Origin of the sequence: Phaeobacter sp. B1627 (assembly GCF_006265095.1) — a bacterium.
Classification (GTDB): Bacteria; Pseudomonadota; Alphaproteobacteria; order Rhodobacterales; family Rhodobacteraceae; genus Epibacterium.
On the sequence record NZ_VCNK01000030.1, the window covers coordinates 1 to 20636 of the forward strand.

Genomic DNA, 20636 nt, shown 5'->3' on the forward strand with positions numbered 1-20636 from the left:
TTGGCAAAGAGCTTGATCGCCTCTGCCTCTTTCGGATCGGTGAAGAGCATTGCCACATCCGTCTCTTCCGCGCCCTCCAGCAGCAGATCGGCAAAGATGCGCGCCCGCTCCGATCGCTCTCCGACGACGATCCGGCTGGGATGCAGGTTGTCGTAAAGCGCCCGCCCCTCGCGCAGGAATTCCGGGGAAAAGATCACCTGTTCGGTGTCCAGCCGGGCGCGCAGATCGGTGACATATCCCACCGGGATCGTCGATTTGATCACGATGGTGGCCGATGTGTTCACCGCCAGAACCTGAGCGATCACCGTCTCGACACTGGAGGTGTCGAAATAATTGCTCTTGGGGTCATAGTTGGTCGGCGTCGCCACGATCACATAATCCGCATCGCGATAGGCAAGCGCGGGATCAGTCGTTGCGGTCAGGGTCAGCTTGCGGTTGGCCAGAAAGTCTTCCAGTTCCGCGTCGACGATCGGACATATCCCGTTGTTGACCATCTCCACCCGGGAATCGGAGATATCGACCGCCGTCACCTGATGGTTCTGGGCCAGCAAAACTGCGTTGGAAAGGCCGACATACCCAAGTCCGGCAATTGCAATCTTCATCGATAAACTCCTAATTCAATGGTGCGGCGACCGCCCGTGTCTCTATCGCCGCAAGCCCCCCCACAAGGGCTCTGTGAAATTTCATGTCCAGGTTCCGCGCGGCGCTGGCGCAGCTGACGTGTTAGAACCTCACCGTAAAACTGCAACCCGCAAGCGTATAGCCCGCATCGATCGCCTCGAACCGCCCGGTGTCGCTCAGCTCGTCATAGATTTCCTTCAGCAAGCCAACCGCCAGCGCCGCGCCGCATCCTTTCCAGAAGCGTCCGGTCTTGTAGGTCACCAACGCCGAAATCGCGGAACCGACGGCCACATGCTGCAACTTGTCATCGTCGGTCAGCGGCAGCGCCGCCAGCGACAGGCCGGTCTGGATCAGATAACCCTGTTGCCTGCTGAAGAGCTGGGAGCGGTCTTCTGCCACGGCAACCTGAGGCAGCATCAGCAGCGCCAATATGGGGCAGATCGTCTTTGACACAGCGCGTCTCATGCATCAGTCCCTTGCATATAGATCGTCATAACGGGTGATATCGTCTTCGCCGACATAGGCCCCGGTCTGGATCTCGATCAGCACCATCGCCACCTTGCCCGGGTTCTCCAGCCGATGCACCGCGCCCAGCGGAATGTAGACGGACTGGTTTTCGGTCACCAGCTGCACCGTGTCGTCCAGGGTCACCCGTGCGGTGCCCGCCACGACAACCCAATGTTCGGACCGGTGGACGTGGCTTTGCAGCGACAGGCTGGCCCCCGGATGCACCAGGATGCGCTTCACCTGGAAACGGTCGCTGGTCACCAGGCTTTCGAACCAGCCCCAGGGGCGGTGATCCTTCGGAAAGGCGGTGGCCTGGGCCGCGCCTTTTTTCTTCAGCGCCGCCACCGCAAGCTTCACGTCCTGAGCGCGGGACTTATCCGCCACCAGCACCGCGTCATTCATCGCAACCGCCATGATGCCGTCTAGGCCGATGCCCACGACCTCCAGCCTGTCACTGTCCGAGCGCAACAACGTGTCACGGCACTCAATCGCTGTGGCGCGGGTGCCGACGACAACACCGTTTTCGTCCGGCCCGGATTCGCGCCAGACCGCATCCCAGCCGCCCAGATCGGACCAGGCCGCATCAAAGGGCACCACTGACAGATTCTCGGCCTTTTCCATCACCGCGTAATCGATGGAAATCTCCTCGGCCCTGGCCCAGGGCTCCGGCGCCAGACGCAGAAAGCCAAGGTCCGGCTGCGCCTGGTCCAGCGCCGCCTGGACCGGTTCCATCAGGCCCGGGCTAAAGGCGGAAAAGGCGGAAATCATGTCGGTGGCGCGGAACAAGAAAATGCCCGCGTTCCATTTGAAATTGCCCGCCGCCAGCATCTCGGCCGCGCGCAGGGCATCGGGTTTCTCGACAAATTGCTTCAGCGCCACCGGATTGCCACTGGCATCGGGCACGCTGTCCAGCTCCAGATAGCCATAAGCGGTTTCCGCATGGGTCGGGGTGATCCCGAAGGTCACCATCTGGCCCCGGGCCACCGCATCCAGCCCTAGCGTCACCGCCGCGTGAAAGGCGGCCACATCCGGCACCACATGATCGGAGGGGGCCACCAGCAGCACCGCTTCGGGATCTTCGGCCTGGGCACGTAGGGCCGCGGCCAGAATCGCGGGGGCAGTATTGCGCCCTTCGGGTTCGATCAGCACCGCGCCGGGATCGATACCTGCCGCCTGCAGCTGTTCCGTCACGATGAAGCGGAAATCAGAGTTGGTCAGAACCATGGGCGCCGCGAAGGAAAACGCGCCCCCCCCGCCCGACAACCGCCGGGCCGAAGCCTGAAACAATGTTTCCTCACCCATCAGGGGGACAAACTGCTTGGGATAGCTCTTGCGCGACAATGGCCACAAACGCGTGCCAGAACCACCGCAGAGAATGACCGGAGTAATCAACATTATCTACAACTCATTCGAGATGAACTCTTCTCTCCTAGTCGATCACTCGGATTTGGCAACCCTGCGGCCGCCCTCATTGCCAAATCTTCACATCTCTGCTCATTTCGTATTCATCCGTCAGATCTGCGAGCGCATTGCACAGCTGGCAGTCCACCCAGCCAAGCAACGTTGCGCCAAAATTCGGCTGACATATCTGAAATCGATACGATTCCGACCAGCAAGGGCTATGCCGCACTCGGGGAGCAGATGCTACAGATGGTCACTCATGTACCGTTGATAGTCCCTGCGACGAGATCTTTATCTCCCCAAGAGCGGGATAGATGTGATCGAACGTTAGGCCGTTTCCTAGCCTAGTCGCATGTGGCAGGACGTCGGCTTTACGCCCCTCCCTCCTGCGCCTGACCGTCTCGCTACGCAGCGAGATATAAACTTATTCACTCAGGCGCAGTCGCCCTCACCCCAACAAGATACGCTGTCCCGTGCCTTGACTGTCGGGGCTGCGAGAACGCGATCACAGTCTGATTTATCTACCGGAAGGCCAATTTTGTTATTCTTTGAGCCCCTCGCTTTGTTGCCACCTGGCAGGAGTTATTCTTTTAACAGGCTGCTGAAAAAGAGAGATTGGAAGGACTCTGTTCCTGCCACTACGGTTCTAAGGCGGATCTTCGCGGCAACGGACCCTGGGTCTGGGCAGCCCCTTTCGTCAGGCCGTCAATAGTTTCGGCAGCCTCGCGAGGTTGCAGGCTGCCATGTTCATGGTGAACTACGCGCGGTCCTTGTCGAGGTCACGGTGAAAGGTCTGGGCCCAGCCGAATGGTTCCTCGATCTTCTGCCGGCACCTTTGGGACAAGGCGTAGCCGGGATGGTGGGTGGACCGGCCGTCGATGGCGGAATGTCGGGCCTTCTGTGCGACATGCGGTGTCATAACCATGCGCCTGAGCTTGGTAATGAAGTCGGCGCTGTCGTATCCCTTGTCTGCCCCAAGCGTTAGTCGCTGGATCGAGCCAGGGAGTGCCGATTGTCATCTCAAGCACCACCTTCCGCTCGCCATGCCCATTGGCGTGGGTCAGGTGTGGCGGCACTTGCCCTTGGTAATCCATACCTGATCTTCGGCATCAGCCTCGCGCTCAGCGGACCCTTCCTGGGCCTGACCAATCGAACTGGAGCGATTTTCCATGTCTATGGCGAAAATTCGGTTGGCAAGACCAAGGCGCTCACGGTCGGGAATACGGTCTGGCCCTCCGCTGGAACCGAGGTGACATGGCGAACAACCAGCGCGGGCCTGGAGGGGTCGCTGGCCCAGGCGAACGACACATTCCTGGGCCTTGATGAATTGCCCGGTGAGCCGCCATGTCGGCTTCGGAGATGACATCTATGCTGCTGCGAATGGGGCCGGCAAGAACAGCGCCAGCAGTGGCGGGATCCGGTCCTGTCGACCGGTGAGGCCCCTGTTCGCCAGGTCTTGCGGGATCTGGGCCCGGCCCTGCGATGTGGCCAAGTCGTCCGAATGATCGACCTCCCTGTCATGGGCATGGCGCATGGTATCTTCAACGAGCTTCACGGTCACGCGACGTCAAAGGCTTTTGCCGCAGGATCGAAACCATCGCTTCGAGGGACTGCGGTCATGCCGGGGCTAACCTGATCCGCGAGCTTATTCTGTCGGACCAAGACCAGTCGATCCGGTCCACCATCGAGAGTCGGCATGAGATTGAGCTTTCAAAGCTTTTGGCGCAGCTTCGTCTGGATTCCCGAACCGCCCGCAACGAGACCCTGCGGGTGCTGGACCGGTTCGCACTTGTCGCGGTGGCGGGGGAGTTCGCCACCCAGCGTCAGATCACGGGTTGGCCGACAGGAACGGCGTCTGCGGCGGTCATGGTCATGGCAGCCAAGTGGTTCGAACAGAGCGGCGCAGACAAACCGACAGAGCAGAACTCAGCCGTCGAGCGGACGAGGGATTATCTGCTGCAGTTCGGAGACAGCCGTTTCGGCCTTCTTCGCCAGGGCGCAGACGCCCCCGCCGAAGCACCTGCTGCGCGCAGCCAAGAGGCGGCAGGATATCGGAACGATGATTACTTCTACATGCTCAAGCCGACGTTTGACACAATTCACCGAGGCCAAGACGCCAAGCGCGCAGCGGAAAAGCTGGAAGCTGCAGGCTACCTGGAGCCAAGAGGCGAGCGAAACAGCCGCCAGTTCGCGCTTTCCGGCGTGCGCAAGCAACGTATCCGGGTCTATGGAATCCGTGCCTGCGCAGGCCTCCAGCAAGGTTCGATAATAAGGATCAAACCGGCTGATCCCATATTATCGAGCCTGATAAACCCGGAAAGGGCCGTTACAGGGCCCTGCTGATCAGCAGGAGGGAGACCTCCTGCAGCACCATCCCACCAGTTCCGACCACGGGCAATGACAATAGAAGTGTCATGCCCTGGAGGACGACCAATACGAGCACCTTGACCATTTGCAGGTACATCGAGATCGCCATGGAAAACAGGGCGGGGTCGAACCGATGCCCCGGTTTCTTCCGCCGGCCTCAGGACTAGGTCGCCCCACAGGAGCGCAAAGAGGATCCCGGTGATCGACCAGATCAGGCTTGGTTTTCCACCGTTCAGCTGGGGCAACACGAACAAGGCGCCGGCCATGCCAATGATGATCATGCCGACTGCGCCGAGTTGAGCGAAACGCAGAACAAGCGTTCTAGTCAGGGTCACATGTCGGTATCATGTCGGACTTTCTCAGTGCAGCACGGGGCGCGTGCGCAGGGCCGCGATCACCGCGGCAAGACGGCCGAGCCCACGCAGGCTCATCCGCCCACGTTCAATCTGACGGGCGGCCTCATGGAGGGAGGACCCTCTCCTCTGCCCCGACCGGGCCTAGCACGCGGCGCGCGACATGCTTGAAGGTCAGCCCCGGTCGGCGCATCGTAGACCGGGCGACTGAAGACGGCGATCAGTTCAGGCGGAGCCGCGTTACGGGCACGACGGGCGTCCCCTCGAACTCAAGATCCAGCTTTCCGTCGATCATCGCCACGGTGCGCTCCAGAGCGTTTCTCAGCAGCGCGTTCAGAAGCCGCTGCGTCTCTTCACCCGGACACTCCAATGCGTTTTCGGACACAGCTTCTTTGGTGGCGGCTGTCCAGCCGGACAGGTCATCCAGCAGCCATTCCATCTGATGGGAGGGCACACCGGTGATGCGTTCGAGCTCCTCCAGAACTTCCTCCCCTTCTGCCGCCAGCGCATGCGGGCTGACAAGGCTGTGCCGGAAGCACTCGATGTCGTAGTCGTCGATCTCTTCTCCCTGCAGGCCATCGTTCTCAAGCCAACCTGCGATGCTCTCGCGCGACTGCCAGCGGGCCGTCCACACCTCTTCGCGCGAGCACCACTGCGTAAAGTTAAAGATCGACTTCTCGCTGTCCTTGAAATGCACGTGGAGCGCGATGGAACGGTCGGCGGCCTCACGAATCTGGAACTTGGGCATGGGAGCATCCTTCTATAATCATTCCCTGTGACCGCAATTCTGACCGAGGTTCTCGATGAGGGCGATAGCAACACGGGTCTCCGACGCACCAGGCGGCGGAGTTATCCACATTATTCCAACATCGTCACAACATCGGCCCCGCCTGAAGGCCTAGCTCCGGCGAAACGAAACGTGTTCACACCGGGAACTGGCAGGAAAATTCGGAATATTTCAAACGATCGCATTTCGGCACATGGTAACCGGTCTGCGTCCTGACCGTTTTGTGGGCACGGGATAATGTTTGAGCCGCTCGCCCCCGCCCACCGTCAGGCGCACGCCTCCACCGCCCTTGCCGTACGAGGACGCAGGATAAGTGTGCCCGGGAAAGGGGTGCGGGTTTCGCCGATTCCCGGACACGAATTGCAGTAATTCCCGGACAGCTCCGGGGCCTTAGGTACGGTTGTCATCGCCTGCGCCGTCACGGCCCTCTGCAGGTCTTGAACAAAATTGGGAGGGGCATCCACGCCATCAACAGAGCCGACATCGGTCACCGCCTATCTCCAGCCGGTTGCCCGCTATGGTCTTATTTTGTTCTCTAATCTGTCAATGTGCTTTTCCAATTGCTGTCGATGTCTGAGGTTCTCTTCGAGCTCCGGGGCTCAGGATGGGGTTGGCTGGAGGTAGGTCGGCAAGGTTGAAACTGCAATCTGGCCGAAGCCACGCGCGCCTTTCGCATCGTAGACCGGGCAGCGATTGCCAGCGCCCATGATTTTAGCTTGAGCGGCGCGGCATATCTGGTCAGCATGACATTTGCGGCCTCGTAAAGGAGCGTTCGAACTTTGACATCACCTCGTTTCGAGATGCTCCCAGTGTAGTCGATCTCGCCAGATTGATGTCGTTGTGGCACCAGCCCGAGATAGGCTCCCACGTCGCGTGATTTCTTAAATCGATGCGGATCATCAATTGCTGCGGCAAAGGCCAATGCCGTGACCGGACCGACGCCAGGTACTGTCATCAGGCGCTGACAGACTTTGGATCTACGGGTCATCTTCTTGATATCTCCATCAATCGCAGCAACGGCCGTCGGAATGGTTTCGCGTGCTGAAAACAACCCACAGAGTGCGGCATGGAGGCCGGGCACACCGTCACTCACAGCCAAGGCTGCGTCTTTGAATGCTGGCGACAAGGCACGTGGTAAGCGCACCCCAAATACGACAACCAGCCCGCGGATTTGAGTGTCGATAGTGACACGCTGCCCAACCAGCTTTTTGCGTGCCGCAATGAGCGAGCGGACGGCATGCGCAGACAGCGATTTGACATGTGTCGGTTTATAGAACCCGGTCCGCGCCAGATGTGCCAGACCACGTGCGTCATTGCGATCTGTCTTGTGCCTCGCCAAGGACTTTAAGCCCTGATAGGCCTGCCTGCTCTCAATGCACTGAACAGAAATGCCGAGTTCGACAAGGCCGTGGTAGAGCATCGGGGCCATCCTGCCAGTCTCAAATACAACACCTTTGCACTCCGGCCCAAAAGCGAGAAAATCTCTGATTGCCTTTGGGGACGTCGCAGTCTTTCCTTCTCGGATCAAAGCACCTTCGCGATCCAAAACGCATATGTGTGTCTCTTCCATAGAGACATCCAATCCTGCAAAATGTTCCATCTCCCAGCTCCTCAAAATGACGTAAGATCCCAACCTTACCGCGGTTTCAAAAGGTGGGATGATGATTACGCCATGTTGAAAAACTCTGCCTGTCTGAAGCCCTGAGCGCTGATTCACTTGAGACAGGTGGAGGTGAGCAGCGATGATGGGCACCCGGCAGGAAGCGCAGAGCGCTCTGTTCTACGCGTTCACGATCGAGACACATGTCCCGGCCGACCACATGCTCCGGGCGGTGGACCGATTTGTCGATCTGGCCGGGATCCGGCAGCATCTGGCACCGCTCTACAGCCCCATCGGGCGACCGTCGGTTGATCCCGAACTGATGATCCGGATCCTGCTGGTTGGATACATCATGGGTATCCGTTCGCAACGTCGGCTGCCGATGCAGGGCGAAGACTATCGTCTCTATCATTGGCGCAGCGCGGATCGTCGGGAGATCGATATTGTGATCGATGGCGGCCACCGGCTGGTCGGGGTCGAGGTCAAGGCGGCCACCACGGTTGCCGCCGAGGATTTCAAGCACCTGAAATGGTTCGCCAAAGATGGGCCGGGAGAAGGGCGCAGCACCGTAGGGATCGTGTTCTATCTTGGTCAGGAAAAGCTGACCATGGGGGATGGCAACTTAACTCTGCCGCTCAGCGTGCTTTGGGCGGCGGTGGATTTGACTTAGACAAGCCCGAGTTCGGGAAGGACCAGCAGGCTTTCATCGCCAGGCCAACACCCTCGCGGGTGCCGAGGGCGGGACAGAACGTCGCTGCAAAGGCAACAGGTTGTAAGGCGACCTGCTCTATTCTCCCAAAGTCGAATTAACTTGCACGAACTTTACCGTTTGAGAGCCAGGATAAAGGCATGATGGCCATGAAATTGCGCATTTCCACTGATATCTCATTTTCTGCAACATTGGGAATCGGGAACAGGTGCCCCGGGGTGTGAACTGCGGCTGCATGTGTAGGATGAAGGTGGGATGACTTTATGACACAGCGCTACAGCGCCCAGATGGCAATTCTCTGTCCCCCTGTGCTTGCCGGGTCGGGAACCGCGAGCCGGGCGAACTTTGCCATGGTCGCCCCGGCATCCGGAGACGAGCGCGAAACACCATCGGGGGCGTTGCAGTGCCCAGTCCGCCCACAGCCCAGTCCTGACAGTCCGCCCAGTCAGCCTGCCGGAATGGCAAGGCCGGCGTGGCCCTGTACGCCGAAGCCCCGAACCGATCACAGGATTGCTCACAGGATCGAACCCTGTATCGATCTCTCACTCCTAGACCATTCCTTTACGTATTTTTCCCTTCAATCATGACAAAGTGAACGGCCTGCCCATGTGTTTCCTCTGCAATGCGACCCAGACATTTGACCCACTTCGACATGGCCCGGACGGGATCGGCGATTTTGCCGCCCTGACAGAGACCACGGATGCTGCGGGCTCCACCGCCACCGGCTATACGATGTCGGTGGGCGACACCTTCAGCGGCACCCTTGGCTATAGCGGCGATCGCGACTGGGTGGGGATCTCGCTGGTGGCCGGCGAAGCATATGAAATCGACCTGACCGGCAGCGCCTCGGGACATGGCACGCTGCGGGACCCCTATCTCCGGGTCTATGACAGCGTCGGCAACCTGCTCAACCTCAATGACGATGGCGGCAACGGGCTCGAATCCGCCCTGAGCTTCACCGCGTCCGGCAGCGGCACCTATTACATCGCCGCCGGCGCCTTTGCGGACATCAGCACCGGCAGCTACAGGATTTCGGCCAGCGGCAACGGCACCCCGACGCCAACCCCGACCCCCACGCCGACACCGGAAGGAGGCTCGGACGTCAGCAACCTGTCCGATCTGGCCACCTTCCTGACCAATGGCTATTGGGGCGCTTACGGCTGGTCCGAACGCCATTTCGACACCTCCGCGGACAATCAGATCACGGTGAACATCAACGCCCTGACGGCCGATGGTCAGCGCCTGGCCCGCTGGGCCTTGGACGCCTGGGAACGGGTGGCGGACCTCAGCTTCCTGGAAACCGCATCATCCTATGCCGACATCACTTTCGACGACCGCGACACCAACAGCGCTTATGCGTCCTCATCGATCAGCGGCGGCACCATCCTGTCCTCGGAGGTCAACGTCGGCACCGCCTGGCTGAGCCGCTCGACCGCGCTCAACAGCTATGCGTTCCAGACCTATATCCACGAGATCGGCCACGCGCTGGGACTGGGGCATCAGGGCAACTACAACGGCAGCGCCAGCTACGGGTCGGATGAAACCTTCGTGAACGACAGCTGGCAGGTGTCGGTGATGTCCTATTTCAGCCAGAGCGACAACACCTCGATCACCGCCTCGGAGGCCTATGTGATCTCTCCGATGATGGCGGATATCGCAGCCATCCAGGCCCTTTACGGGGTCGCCGGGACCAGCAGCGAAACCGCAGGCAATACCGTTTGGGGCGCCAATACAACCCTGACCGGCAGCTATTTCGCCGAGGCTTTCGCAGCCCTGGACGGGCGCAGCTCCTCGGTGATCAACAGCGGCGAGAATTTCGCCTTCACCGTCTATGATCAGGGCGGCATCGATACCATCGATCTCAGCAACAATACCACCAGCGACCGGATCAACATGAACGGCGGCACCTATTCCAACGTCGCCGGGCTGATCGGCAATGTCGGGATTGCTAGCGGCACCCTGCTCGAGAACCTGACCGCGGGCAGCGGCCATGACACCATTACCGGCAATGCAGAAAGCAACACGATCTGGGCCAATTCGGGCAATGACATCATCCTGGCCGGCGCCGGGCATGACACCGTCCGTGGCGGCGACGGCGACGACAGCATCGATGGCGGCACCGACGCCGACAGCCTGATGGGACAGGATGGGAACGACACCCTGCTTGGCGAAAGCTCCACCGATATCCTGCGCGGCGACGCTGGCAACGACAGCCTCGTCGGCGGCACCGGGGACGACACGCTTTATGGCGGCGACGGCAATGACCACCTGTTCGGCAATACCGCGCTCGACACCATCTACGGCGGCGCAGGCAACGATTACATCTCCTCCGGCGATGGCGTCGATTACGTCGACGGCGAGGCCGGCAATGACACCATCTTCGGCCGCTCCGGCTGGGACAGCCTGAACGGTGGCGACGGCGACGACCTGCTTTATGGCAGTGAGGGCGACGACCTGCTGAACGGCGGCTCCGGCAATGACTGGATCTCGGCCGGCTCGGCCTGGGATGTGATCTTCGGCAATGACGGCGACGACACGCTTTATGGCAACTACGGCTCCGATGTGATCTCCGGCGGCGCGGGCCATGACCAGATCTACGGCGGCACCGGCGATGACACCCTGCGCGGCTATTCCGGCAATGACAGCCTCTATGGCAACCAGGGCGTTGATCAGCTCACCGGTGGCTCGGGCAACGATCTGCTGCGCGGTGGCACCCTCGCCGATACGTTTCTGTTCGACACCGGCCATGACGCGGATGAGATCACGGACTTCGAAGTTGGCCAGGACCGGCTAAGCCTGTCGGAATCGCTTACGAACGGCCTGACCGATGGCGCGACGATCGTCTCGACCTTTGCCAGCGTCTCCGGCGGGGCGGTTGTCTTCGACTTCGGCGATGGCGATCAGATCACCCTGTCGAACCTGACCAGCCTTGTCGGCCTGTCGGATGATATCCTGAGCTTCTGACCCGGGGGCACCATCCGCCCGTTCCCTATACCGAAAATCGGAACGCCACGGCAAAACGTGGCGGGCCGATCTGCATTCGCGCCGTCGCGACAGGGGTGGGAACGGGCCTGCGAAGACGAGACGGGCCTGTGGTCAGACCGAAACCCCGCCGGATAGGTAGAAGCGGAACGCCACCAGGATATGATAGAAGGTCGAGGCCGGCATGTTGTCCGACAGCAAGGCCCCGTCGGTGCTGCGCTTGTCGTACCAGCCCCCGGGCACCGGCGTGTCAAGATATTGATCCCACATCAGGCTCAGCACCTGTTCCGGAGCCGGGCCTTGGGCCGGGGTCTCGCCGCGGCGGGCCATTGCAACGGAGGCTTTCAGCAGCTCGGTCTGCGGCCACATGCGGCGGGTCTCGGTCAGGGGTTCGGACCGGTCGGGCAACAACCCGGAGTCATCGCGGCGCGCCAGCACCGCCTCATAGAGCCGCCCCATCGGCACCTCGGCGGGTCGGTCGCAGACCACCTCGAACCGGTCGATCAGATAGACCCATTCCGCCATGTGCCCCGGCTCGATCACCTGCACGTCCCCGACAAGCGGGGTCCAGTCCTCGGCAAAATATTCCAGCACCCGGCAGTCTTCGGCCAGGAAGACCTCGCGGAACAGGCCAAGGCATTCCTCGGCCATGTCACGAAACCGGGTCGCGCCGGTGGCGGCGAACAGGGCAGTGGAGGTTTCGAACATATGCATATGCGGGTTCTGGCGCCGGGGCAGATCGCGGGTGGCATTCTCATACCAGCCGCGCGGCGCCTTCAGCTTGGCCAGCTCCGTTTCCAGCCGCGCCAGGTCGGCAGCGATGTCAAACCCCGCCCCGATCAGCGCCGAGGCCGCCAACAGCATGAAAGCTACATCATAAAGGTCATGCGGGGCCGTCAGGATAGAGGCGTCCGGTGCCAGCCGTGCGGCCAGATTTCCGGTCTCCGGGTCAAAGCCGTGATCCATGGCAAAGCGAAACAGCTGCAAGGCCAGATCCCGGTGCGCCGACACGTCGGACATGGCAAAGCAATAGGCCTGGCGCACCTGCACCCGCAGGCGGCGCTGCATGTCGGCGCGGGGCGCCCCGTCGTGATCCAGCGCCTCCCAGACCGTCCCCGTGGCCGGGTCCAGCCCTGCCCCCGTCCACAACGGCAGGGCCTGATCCTTCAGCCACTGCGGCAATCGCGTTTGAAATTCTTCGCTCAGCATCAGAGTAATTTCCTTTTTCGAATTCCACGCAGGGCGGCGCTGCCCTTGCGCAACACTTTCAACACCTCGATCGGGTAGACACCGGCCCGCCCGGCCCAATCGGTGGGGGGGGCGGATCTTGACTGCTCCAGCCGCGGCCCGCCCCGGTCCGGGGCCGCATCGGCCACGTCACGAAGCAGCGGGCTGTCGCCAACGCGCAGCAATTGCACGTCTTCTCGCGCCCGCAACAGGCGCAGGATAGCATGATCCAGATCAAGATCGTGCAAATGACGGTCCAACCCGCGCCGCCCCAGATCCTGCCCCATCAAGGCCCGGTAATGCGGTCCCGGCTCGAACGGGTAGCGTTTGGGTGTGCCGTAGAAATCCATCCCCGCCAGGATAATCCGGCCTGCCCCCAACCCATGCGCCATCAGCGCCGCGTAGATCCCCGTCGTGGGGTGGCGCCCATAGCGGGAGATAAGCGCCTGCACCTGCCTCTCAAGCGTCGCGTCCCGGTAGCGCATAGGCTGAAACAGGGACGCGAAACGGCGCCGGCCTGCCCGTTGCACACGCCGGTTCTGACTGCTCCAGCTGCGCAGGTCATAATCCCGGCGACACCGGTGCAGCGTTTCGAACATGAAGGGGGCGACCCGCGGGTCGCCCCCCATAAAGGCCAAATCCACCCGACGCCCCAGATAAAAGCGCGGCTCGAAGAAGAAGTTATTGGTCCGGATGATGAAGTCATCCGCCAGAATGCGCCCTACAGGCAGCTGAGCCAGCGAGGCCCCGTTCCCGGCCACGACAACCGGGCGATCACGCATCGGCATCTATCAGCCGGCCTTGTTGCTGATCAGGATGTCGGACATGGCCCGCAACGCGCCCTTGCCCCCCGGCAGCGGCAAGATCCAGTCCGCCATGCCAAGGATCGAAGGATGGGAATCCGACGGGCAGGCCGACAGCCCCGCCTGCGCCATCGCGTCCCGGTCATTGATGTCATTGCCCACATACAGCAGATCCGCCCAGCCGAGACCACACGCCGCCAGCCAGTCTTCCAGCGCGGCGACCTTGTCATCGACGCTGTGATAGACCTCCAGCTTCAGCTTCTCGGCCCGCTTCAACACCACCGGGTTGCGCTCTTTTGACAGGATCATCATCTGGTAGCGCCCGCTGTCGCGCAGCGCCGAAACCCCCATACCGTCCCCGCGCGAGGTGCGCACGCTTTCGACGCCGTTCTGATCGGTGGTCACCAGATTGTCGGTATGGACCCCGTCGAAATCCATCACGATCGCCTTGACCCGGGCCAGACGCTCGGCCGCGATCCCGCTGTGCCCCCCCGCCTGGGCGATCTGCGAACACAGGGCGAGATCCTGCAACGTGTCGATCTCGAGCGGCGGGTGATCGACGGGATACAGCGCCACGGAGCCGCAAAACCGCTGGCCCGTGCGCAGGAAGGGGTCCAGCCGGACGCAGTAGATCGCACCGCTTTCGCAATATTGCGGTGCCAGGTCCTGGCGGCGCTGGCGCTGCTTGCGTTCATCGTGGTTGAGCCCCACGCCCCGCCCCGCGGCGTCCAGCCCCCACAGAAAGGAGTGATCCTCGGTCACCGACAGGGCGCAGTCGGTCTCGCGCGCGGTCATCTCGGCGAGGCAGCCGTCGATATCGGGCCCGGAGATGAAGGGCGAGGTGCATTGCAGGAAGACCAGCTTGTCCAGCCCGGGCAGGTCAGCGCGGATCAGCGGCACCGCATGCAGCCAACCCGCTTCGGAACTGGCGGTATCGCCGGCAAGTTCCGCCGGACGGTCGATGATTCGGGCACCATGCAGCGCTGCCTCGGCGGCGATGGCGGCATCGTCGGTGGAGACATAGACCGCAGCCACCGCATCCGCCGCCCGGCCCGCGCGCACCGCCCGGCCGATCAGCGAAACGCCTCCCACGGGACGCAGGTTCTTGCCCGGCACCCCCCTGGAGCCGCCGCGGGCCAGAATGATGCAAGCCGTGTCGGCCGGGGTGTCAGAAGCTGCTGCAGGCATGCTGGGTCTTTCCGTCTTGTCTGTTTCAAAAATCTGCTCAACGACAGGTCACAGACCCCACCGGAGCACACCGAGGATGGCCCCATCGTTTACAAAGCTCACCTGCTTGTGTAAATCCCGCAAGGACTTTCAGACCGACGGACCAACCAAGCGCACCAACTAGGCGAACCAAATCCAGATGATCGCAAAACTCAAGCAGACGGCTTTCGGAAAGACACTCTATCGCCTGTCGCGCAGCTCTTTCGGGGGGCCCCTGCGCTGGAGCGCCGCCGCCCTGCAGAACGAAGCCATCCAGCCCGCCCATCTGGCGCCCGCCAACCGGCGTCACAACCGGACCCAAGCCGCCATCCTGGCCCGGTTCGAGGCCCGGATCTCTAAGTCCGGACCCCATTCATGAGCGCCCATGCCTCCTGGCCGGAGGATGCCGTCCCCCTCGCCCCGCCGCTGCCCTTTCACGACCGGCCGGTGCTGCTGTTGTTCAGCGACGATTCCACCCTGTTCTTTGCTCTGCGCATGCGCGACTGTTTGCGCGCCACCGACCCGGAGCTGAAGATCGAGATGGGCTGGGTCGCCACCGAGAACGCGCTGTCGTTCCGGCAGATGGAGCAATTTCTGCCAGAAGGCCCTGACATGGCCCTGCACGGCAAGACCGCCTTTGCGGGTCTGCTTGGGGCGCGCAGCCACAAGGCAATCCTGACCAGCCGGGTCTATAGTGCGCTCGGGGCGCAGATGCGGCAGGTGGTCACCCATGTCACCGCTGATCGCCCCTGCGTGATCGCCTTCCTGGGGGGATTGGATTTCTTCCCGGAAAACGGCTACTTCCGCCGCCGCAACTGCGATGGGATCTTTATCTTCCCCAAGAGCGAGATCAAGGTGCTAGAACGCCAAGCCGCCTCCTGGCCCGATCGCATGTGGCAGGAGGTCGGCTTTGGCCACCCCTCCTTCCTGCGGCCGGAGCAGCCCGCGCCCGGCAGTCTCGCCACGCGGCGCGATATCTACTTCTTCACCCAGGCGCTGTCGCCCTCCACCCGGCGTGGGCGGATGCATATGTTGCGCGCCATGGCAGCGATCGCCCGCGCCAACCCGGACCACACCGTCTGGATCAAGCTGCGTCACCTGCCGACGGAGAACCAGCAGCATCTACATCTGGAGAAACACGACTACCCGGGCCTGGTGGCCGATCTGCCGGACGCCCCCGCCAACCTGAAGCTGACCGCCTGCACCATGGACGAGGCGCTGGCCACAGCCGCGCTTGGCATCACCTGCACCTCCACCGCGGCCATCGACGTGCTGCGCGCGGGCGTGCCCTGCATGGTGCATCTGGATTTTGTCGACGCCTATCTCGATCCGCTGGTCAAACCGATGCGCAAGCTCTTTGCCAAAAGCGGGGTGATCACCTCGCTGGACGACATGCTGAACCGCCGCGCCACGCCCCCCGACCCCGACTGGGTGGCCGACATGTTCTGCGACCGCGATCTGGGCACCCGCGTGCTGGGAATGCTGGAGCGGTTCAACACGCGACCGTTTCAGATCGCGCCGTCCCAAAGGCCCTGACGCTGGCCGCCCTCCCGGATTTTGGTCGTAAACACACGGTCGCTCTCTTACATGTGCCGCAGGTGCACTCCTCCGTTGACACGCCCGGCAAATATCCCAAGGTAGGCACAATCTGAATATGTCAGAATATACCCATAAACTTCAAGCTATTGGAGACCATAGCATGGCCCAAAAAATGACCGTTCTTGAAAAGCATGGTTTCCAAGGCATTTCACGATGGCCAAGTTTTAAAAAAATGGAACGCGAGGACGCAGCGGCAGAGTTCTTTCTGCATGGTTTCTGCCCGGAGCAGCCCGTCATCAAGAAAACCGACCGGATCACCGCATTTGGGTCCTGCTTTGCCGGCAATGTCTCCCGATACCTGCACCAGCGCGGATACGAGGTGAACGCCCACCATTGGAAACACGCCAATTCGGACCTGATCCGGATCGACGAAATCATGGTCCATACCCCGTCTCTGCTGGCGCAGTTCGAATGGGCCTTCAACGGCAAGCCGCTGTCGAATGTGATCGTCGACAACAAGAGCGAAGAGCTGAAGTCCTACCACGAAGAAGACGAGATGCGCGATATCATCGTCAATTCCGATGTCTTCATCGTGACTTACGGCCTGACCGAAGCCTGGTACGACAAGCAGGAAGAATGCTACCTGTGGAAATTCGTTCCCCACAAGAAGCTGGACAGCAGCCGTTACGTCAACAAGACCATCCCCTATGCCGAGAACCGGGAGAATATCGAAAAGATCTACCGGCTGATCCGGGACAATCGCCCGGATGCCAGGATCGTCTTCACCCTCTCCCCGATCCCGCTGCTGGGCACCTATTCCGGCAAGGCCATCTACCCGGCCAACGAAGTGTCCAAATCCCGCCTGCGCGTCGCTCTGGACGAGTTCTGTTCCGAGTGGATCGACGACAAGAACCTGTTCTATTTCCCCTCTTACGAACTGGTGAAGTATTTCCTCGACGCGCCCTGGAAAGACGACAACCGCCACATCACCGAAGAAGCGGTTCATGAAATCATGACGCTCTTTGAAGCGAACTTCTGTGAAAATGACACGCAATGAAGGTTGCACTGTTTAATTCCCTGTTTCCGCCCCTTGGGATCGGTGGGTCGGAAATGTCGACCTATTATCTGGGAAAGGGACTGGTGGACCTCGGCCATTCCGTTCAGGTCATTACCGAGAACACCCAAAACACTCTAGAGCGCGAAACGATCGACGGGATCGATGTGGTCCGCCTGCCCAACGAGGACGGATTCGGGCCCAATATCTACGATGAATCCATTGCAATTCGGATTCAAAAACGTGGCTCCCACCGCCTGCCCCCGTTTGAACAGCGCCTGAACGACGCGATCGAGGATTTTTCGCCCGATATCATGCATACCAATGTCATCGGTCGGCTGCGCGAGATCTGGAAATACGGCAACAAGCGTCGGATCCCGGTGGCGCATACTTTGCGCAGCTACTCGATGATCTGCTCGCATCGCATGCTGCGCGCATCGCACCCCTGCATCCGGCAATGCCGGGATTGCACTGCGCCCAAGGGGCGCCGCAACGCGCGCGATTCTTCCAGTCAGATCCAGGCCATCATCGGCATCAGCAACCACATCCTGAAGACCTACCGGGAGGCGGGCTGGTTTGCGGATGTCGGATCCGCCCATGTCATCGCCAACAGCTATGACGCGGATCCCGAGATGGCCGCCAAGATCGGCAACGCCCCTCAGAGAGAGTTCGATTTCGGCTATATCGGCCGCCTGCATCGCACCAAGGGCATCGAGGAGTTCCTGGACGCGGTGAAACGCCAGCAGGAGAAAACGGGGCGGCGGCTCAAGGTCCTGGTCGCCGGCACCGGCAACCCCGCTTATGACCATTACCTCAAGACGCGATTCAAGGATCTGGACGCCAGCTTCCCCGGTTACATCGACCGCAGCGAGTTTTTCTCCAAGGTCCGTTTCTGCGTGGTGCCCTCCATCTGGTATGAACCCTTCGGACGGATCTATGTCGAATCCCTGGCCTATGGGGTTCCGGTTCTGGCCTCCAAACGAGGCGGCGGTGCCGAGGTGATCTCCGACAGCTGCGGCTACCTGTTCGACCCCGGCCAGCCGCAGGAAATCATGGGCGCCCTGGCCTGGGGCGCCGCGCTCGATGACGCACAATACGCCGACCTGAGGCAGAATGCCCTGGAGCAAGCCAAGCTCTATTCTTCCGAAATCATCGCGAAACAGTATCTTCAAGTCTATGATACAATGTTGAAAAATGCCCAGAACGAGGTCGAGAAGACATGAAGCTCGTTGCCATTGCAACCTCGCCGGCGCAGATCATAAATATCGGTCTCTACATCGAGCATCTCGGCCTGTCATTCCGGGATTGCATGTTGGTGCATGTGCTCTCCGGCAAGGAAACCGACAACGACCTGTCCCGCAACACCATTGCTAGGAACGACTGGGGGCAGGTGCAATCGCTGCCGCATTTTGTCTCCTACCGCCCCGATCAGCACGCGTTTCAGGCCACCTGGGGGCGGCGCTTTCGCTGCCGCGACACGCTCCTGCCGCCACCGGGGCGCGGCCTGCGACACGCCCTCATGAATGCCTTCTGGACCCGGGGCCAGCAGCGCAAGCTGCTCGAAGACTGCAACGAGGCCATCGCCGAGGACAACAAGAAACGCTTCAGGCGGGTCTCCGACGGCGCTCGGGACCAGGGCGAACTGGCGGTCCGCCAGGCCTACGCCTATATGGTCAGGACCATCCTGCCCCGGTTCGACACGCCCCCGGAGACGATTGTCTTGGGCGATTACCGTCCGATCAGCTTCCGTCTGGTCATGGCCGAATATCTCTCCGCCAACACTTCTGTCGCCTTGGTCGATGACGGCTCCGCGACCCGCCATGCCATCCGGTTCCGGGCCGGCAATGCCCGGTCCGATGAAATCCTGCGCCACATCCCCAAGCAGCTGGCGCCCCAGGATCCCTTCATCTACCACGAGCCGGAATCGCTTACCTTCTTCTCGATCTACGATGATCAGCAAACCATCGAGACCGACACGTTTATCTACAACGACTACTACGAGCGTCTCGCGGCCCGGACCGATTGGACCCGCACCGAGGACATCTGGATCATCGGCGCCAATCACGCCGAGGCCAATATCGCCCATATGGAGGAATACATGCAGGCGGTCAGCAGTGTCCGCTCCTGGTTCCCTGATCGCAAGGTGATCTATTTCCCGCACCGGCGCGAAGACGGCGACAAGCTGGAGCGCCTGCGCCGGGATCTGGATATCCAGATCCACCCCACGGAATTCGGCATCGAGCAGCATGCGCTCAGCACGCATACGCGCCCGTCGTCGATCATCGCCTTCGGCTCCACCGTGGTGGACAATTTTGCCCGGCTGTTCCGCGACTGCGACACCGACATATGTGTCGCCGTTCCCTCCGAGAGCTATTTCACCGACAGAGGGCGGGCGGAGCATGTCCAGAGCGTCATTCAGGACAACATCCTGCACAATCCTGGCGTGATCGGCCTGAAGGCAGGCCGCTGGAACGCCGCCTGGTTCAACCGCGCCGATGCCCACAGCAAACCCCTGCCCAGCGAGGTCAGTCCCGCATCGCATCCCGTGCAACTGGTCGCCAAGGCCGGGGAGAACATGGTCCATCTGCCGCCCGAGAACGAACTCTACGCGATCACGGACCGCTTTCGGGAAAACGCGCCAAAGGGTTTGCACCGGGTCGATCTCGGCAGCCATGACGTGAGCCGTGCCTTTGTCGGCCTCCTTGGCCTGGTCAGCGAAGGCCGCAGCGTGTTTCGCCTGCGGGTCTCCGAAGCGGCGGGGCGCAAGCGCAAGCTCGACTTGCGCTTTGATTGCGACCAGCAAGACAATCATGAGGTGCACGACGCCATGGGCAGCCTCTTCCTGACCTGCGACGTCACCTCGGACCGGCGGTCGCGCCTGTTGATCACCTTCGTGCCGCGGGCCCCCGGCACGATCCAGCTGGAGCTGCTCACCCAGCAGGGCACGGACAAGAAATCCTCCCTGTTCCGCGGCAGCCCCGACATCGGTTTCGCCATCGAAAAGCTCACTCTTGCGACCCAGGCCCGCCATGTGGTCATGCCGACCGACACCGTGCTGATCCCCGCCAGGATCAGGCCCAAGGGCCTGACACCGCTGCTGGTGCGGGGGCGCAGTCAGTCCCGGCTGCTGATGCTGCACAATGGGGCGCATCTCTCCGACCCCGTTCTCGCCTGCGACATCGGGGACGAGTCCCTGCCGGCCCTTCTGGTCAAGGCACCGGAGGCCGACAAAGTCATAGGTCTGACAGGTCAAGCTTCGCTGTGCTTCACCCGAAGTGCCCGCGGGATAGAGGTTCAGGGCCATCCGGTGCTGGACGCCGCGGAGCTGGAGGACGGCAGTTTCCGGGTCTCCGACTGCTTCAACGACAGCGACATGCAGACATTGGGCACAACGATGATCTGTATCGACAATCCGGCACAGGTAGAGCAGCTGTCCAGCATCTGGATGGCAACGGGCGGGGGCTGAGACGCCCCCGCCCC

The 20636-nt window shown here is 61.4% G+C and carries 18 protein-coding genes and 1 pseudogene; 10 read left to right on the forward strand and 9 right to left on the reverse strand.

Features of this window, described 5'->3' with window-relative positions; genetic code table 11:
* The 4 genes and pseudogenes from FGE21_RS15615 to FGE21_RS20450 all read right to left on the reverse strand — a co-directional run.
* A partial coding sequence (locus FGE21_RS15615) for a 3-hydroxyacyl-CoA dehydrogenase NAD-binding domain-containing protein (protein ID WP_255731616.1) occupies positions 1 to 602 on the reverse strand: 602 nt, incomplete at its 3' end.
* A 121-nt stretch (positions 603 to 723) separates the two neighbouring features.
* Positions 724 to 1086, reverse strand: a complete 363-nt coding sequence (locus FGE21_RS15620) for a hypothetical protein (protein WP_139664363.1) — start codon at positions 1084 to 1086, stop codon at positions 724 to 726.
* Positions 1087 to 1089: 3 nt separating this feature from the next.
* Positions 1090 to 2523 (reverse strand): mannose-1-phosphate guanylyltransferase/mannose-6-phosphate isomerase, encoded by a 1434-nt coding sequence (locus FGE21_RS15625; protein ID WP_139664364.1) that lies wholly within the window; start codon positions 2521 to 2523, stop codon positions 1090 to 1092.
* Positions 2524 to 3286: 763 nt separating this feature from the next.
* A pseudogene (locus FGE21_RS20450) lies at positions 3287 to 3605 on the reverse strand (IS5/IS1182 family transposase); the annotation flags it as partial.
* Here FGE21_RS20450 and FGE21_RS15630 point away from each other — a divergent pair.
* The 3 genes from FGE21_RS15630 (at position 3596) to FGE21_RS15635 (ending at position 4872) form a co-directional block, all read left to right on the forward strand.
* Entirely contained in the window at positions 3596 to 3892 is a 297-nt protein-coding gene (locus FGE21_RS15630) for a DUF927 domain-containing protein (RefSeq protein ID WP_176695458.1), read from the forward strand. The pseudogene FGE21_RS20450 and the gene FGE21_RS15630 sit on opposite strands and share 10 nt — an antisense overlap.
* 138 nt (positions 3893 to 4030) lie before the next feature.
* Positions 4031 to 4165, forward strand: coding sequence for a hypothetical protein (locus FGE21_RS20455; protein WP_255731617.1), 135 nt, complete (start codon positions 4031 to 4033; stop codon positions 4163 to 4165).
* Between the two features lie 134 nt (positions 4166 to 4299).
* Positions 4300 to 4872, forward strand: coding sequence for a hypothetical protein (locus tag FGE21_RS15635; protein WP_139664366.1), 573 nt, complete (start codon positions 4300 to 4302; stop codon positions 4870 to 4872).
* 597 nt (positions 4873 to 5469) lie between these two features.
* Here the strand turns inward: FGE21_RS15635 and FGE21_RS15640 are convergent.
* Positions 5470 to 5997 carry a hypothetical protein gene (locus FGE21_RS15640; RefSeq protein WP_139664367.1) on the reverse strand — a complete coding sequence of 176 codons (528 nt, stop codon included), beginning with the start codon at positions 5995 to 5997 and terminating at the stop codon, positions 5470 to 5472.
* A gap of 574 nt (positions 5998 to 6571) precedes the next feature.
* On the reverse strand, positions 6572 to 7636 hold the full coding sequence (locus tag FGE21_RS15645; protein WP_255731618.1) for an IS110 family transposase: 1065 nt from the start codon (positions 7634 to 7636) through the stop codon (positions 6572 to 6574).
* 142 nt (positions 7637 to 7778) lie between these two features.
* Between FGE21_RS15645 and FGE21_RS20650 the strand changes: the two genes are divergently transcribed.
* A complete protein-coding gene (locus FGE21_RS20650) occupies positions 7779 to 8306 on the forward strand; it encodes a DUF4143 domain-containing protein (protein WP_370285752.1) in 528 nt (175 codons plus the stop codon).
* Between the two features lie 630 nt (positions 8307 to 8936).
* On the forward strand, positions 8937 to 11309 hold the full coding sequence (locus FGE21_RS15655) for a M10 family metallopeptidase (RefSeq protein WP_139664368.1): 2373 nt from the start codon (positions 8937 to 8939) through the stop codon (positions 11307 to 11309).
* Between the two features lie 132 nt (positions 11310 to 11441).
* On the opposite strand, the gene FGE21_RS15660 is transcribed toward FGE21_RS15655, so the two are convergent.
* Genes FGE21_RS15660 through FGE21_RS15670 form a run of 3 tightly spaced genes read right to left on the reverse strand, consistent with a single transcriptional unit; the run spans position 11442 to position 14545 of the window.
* Entirely contained in the window at positions 11442 to 12536 is a 1095-nt protein-coding gene (locus tag FGE21_RS15660) for an AGE family epimerase/isomerase (protein ID WP_139664369.1), read from the reverse strand.
* The gene (locus FGE21_RS15665) at positions 12536 to 13342 is read right to left on the reverse strand and encodes an alpha-2,3-sialyltransferase (RefSeq protein ID WP_255731619.1); all 807 of its coding nucleotides are present in this window, start codon (positions 13340 to 13342) and stop codon (positions 12536 to 12538) included. The genes FGE21_RS15660 and FGE21_RS15665 overlap by 1 nt, the downstream gene beginning before the upstream one ends.
* A 3-nt stretch (positions 13343 to 13345) precedes the next feature.
* On the reverse strand, positions 13346 to 14545 hold the full coding sequence (locus FGE21_RS15670; RefSeq protein ID WP_139664370.1) for an acylneuraminate cytidylyltransferase: 1200 nt from the start codon (positions 14543 to 14545) through the stop codon (positions 13346 to 13348).
* Positions 14546 to 14723: 178 nt separating this feature from the next.
* Here FGE21_RS15670 and FGE21_RS15675 point away from each other — a divergent pair, with 178 nt between their 5' ends.
* From FGE21_RS15675 to FGE21_RS15695, 5 genes are all read left to right on the forward strand, one after another.
* Complete coding sequence (locus FGE21_RS15675; RefSeq protein WP_139664371.1) at positions 14724 to 14942, forward strand: hypothetical protein; 219 nt, start codon at positions 14724 to 14726, stop codon at positions 14940 to 14942.
* Entirely contained in the window at positions 14939 to 16099 is a 1161-nt protein-coding gene (locus tag FGE21_RS15680; RefSeq protein ID WP_139664372.1) for a DUF6716 putative glycosyltransferase, read from the forward strand. The genes FGE21_RS15675 and FGE21_RS15680 overlap by 4 nt, the downstream gene beginning before the upstream one ends.
* Positions 16100 to 16334: 235 nt before the next feature.
* Positions 16335 to 17159, forward strand: coding sequence for a GSCFA domain-containing protein (locus FGE21_RS15685; protein WP_176695459.1), 825 nt, complete (start codon positions 16335 to 16337; stop codon positions 17157 to 17159).
* The gene (locus FGE21_RS15690; RefSeq protein ID WP_139664374.1) at positions 17156 to 18379 is read left to right on the forward strand and encodes a glycosyltransferase; all 1224 of its coding nucleotides are present in this window, start codon (positions 17156 to 17158) and stop codon (positions 18377 to 18379) included. The genes FGE21_RS15685 and FGE21_RS15690 overlap by 4 nt, the downstream gene beginning before the upstream one ends.
* Entirely contained in the window at positions 18376 to 20622 is a 2247-nt protein-coding gene (locus tag FGE21_RS15695; protein ID WP_139664375.1) for a hypothetical protein, read from the forward strand. Before FGE21_RS15690 ends, FGE21_RS15695 begins: the two co-directional genes overlap by 4 nt.
* Positions 20623 to 20636 lie beyond the last annotated feature (14 nt).

What these genes read in the sequence shown, in the direction of transcription:
- FGE21_RS15690 (WP_139664374.1), top strand. Translation starts at nt 17,156, where the DNA reads ATGAAGGTTGCACTGTTTAATTCCCTGTTTCCGCCCCTTGGGATCGGT.
- FGE21_RS15675 (WP_139664371.1), top strand. Translation starts at nt 14,724, where the DNA reads ATGATCGCAAAACTCAAGCAGACGGCTTTCGGAAAGACACTCTATCGC.
- FGE21_RS20455 (WP_255731617.1), top strand. Translation starts at nt 4,031, where the DNA reads ATGATCGACCTCCCTGTCATGGGCATGGCGCATGGTATCTTCAACGAG.
- FGE21_RS20650 (WP_370285752.1), top strand. Translation starts at nt 7,779, where the DNA reads ATGATGGGCACCCGGCAGGAAGCGCAGAGCGCTCTGTTCTACGCGTTC.
- FGE21_RS15625 (WP_139664364.1), bottom strand. Translation starts at nt 2,523, where the DNA reads ATGTTGATTACTCCGGTCATTCTCTGCGGTGGTTCTGGCACGCGTTTG.
- FGE21_RS15645 (WP_255731618.1), bottom strand. Translation starts at nt 7,636, where the DNA reads ATGGAACATTTTGCAGGATTGGATGTCTCTATGGAAGAGACACACATA.
- FGE21_RS15670 (WP_139664370.1), bottom strand. Translation starts at nt 14,545, where the DNA reads ATGCCTGCAGCAGCTTCTGACACCCCGGCCGACACGGCTTGCATCATT.
- FGE21_RS15640 (WP_139664367.1), bottom strand. Translation starts at nt 5,997, where the DNA reads ATGCCCAAGTTCCAGATTCGTGAGGCCGCCGACCGTTCCATCGCGCTC.
- FGE21_RS15665 (WP_255731619.1), bottom strand. Translation starts at nt 13,342, where the DNA reads ATGCCGATGCGTGATCGCCCGGTTGTCGTGGCCGGGAACGGGGCCTCG.
- FGE21_RS15680 (WP_139664372.1), top strand. Translation starts at nt 14,939, where the DNA reads ATGAGCGCCCATGCCTCCTGGCCGGAGGATGCCGTCCCCCTCGCCCCG.
- FGE21_RS15660 (WP_139664369.1), bottom strand. Translation starts at nt 12,536, where the DNA reads ATGCTGAGCGAAGAATTTCAAACGCGATTGCCGCAGTGGCTGAAGGAT.
- FGE21_RS15620 (WP_139664363.1), bottom strand. Translation starts at nt 1,086, where the DNA reads ATGAGACGCGCTGTGTCAAAGACGATCTGCCCCATATTGGCGCTGCTG.
- FGE21_RS15685 (WP_176695459.1), top strand. Translation starts at nt 16,335, where the DNA reads ATGGAACGCGAGGACGCAGCGGCAGAGTTCTTTCTGCATGGTTTCTGC.
- FGE21_RS15695 (WP_139664375.1), top strand. Translation starts at nt 18,376, where the DNA reads ATGAAGCTCGTTGCCATTGCAACCTCGCCGGCGCAGATCATAAATATC.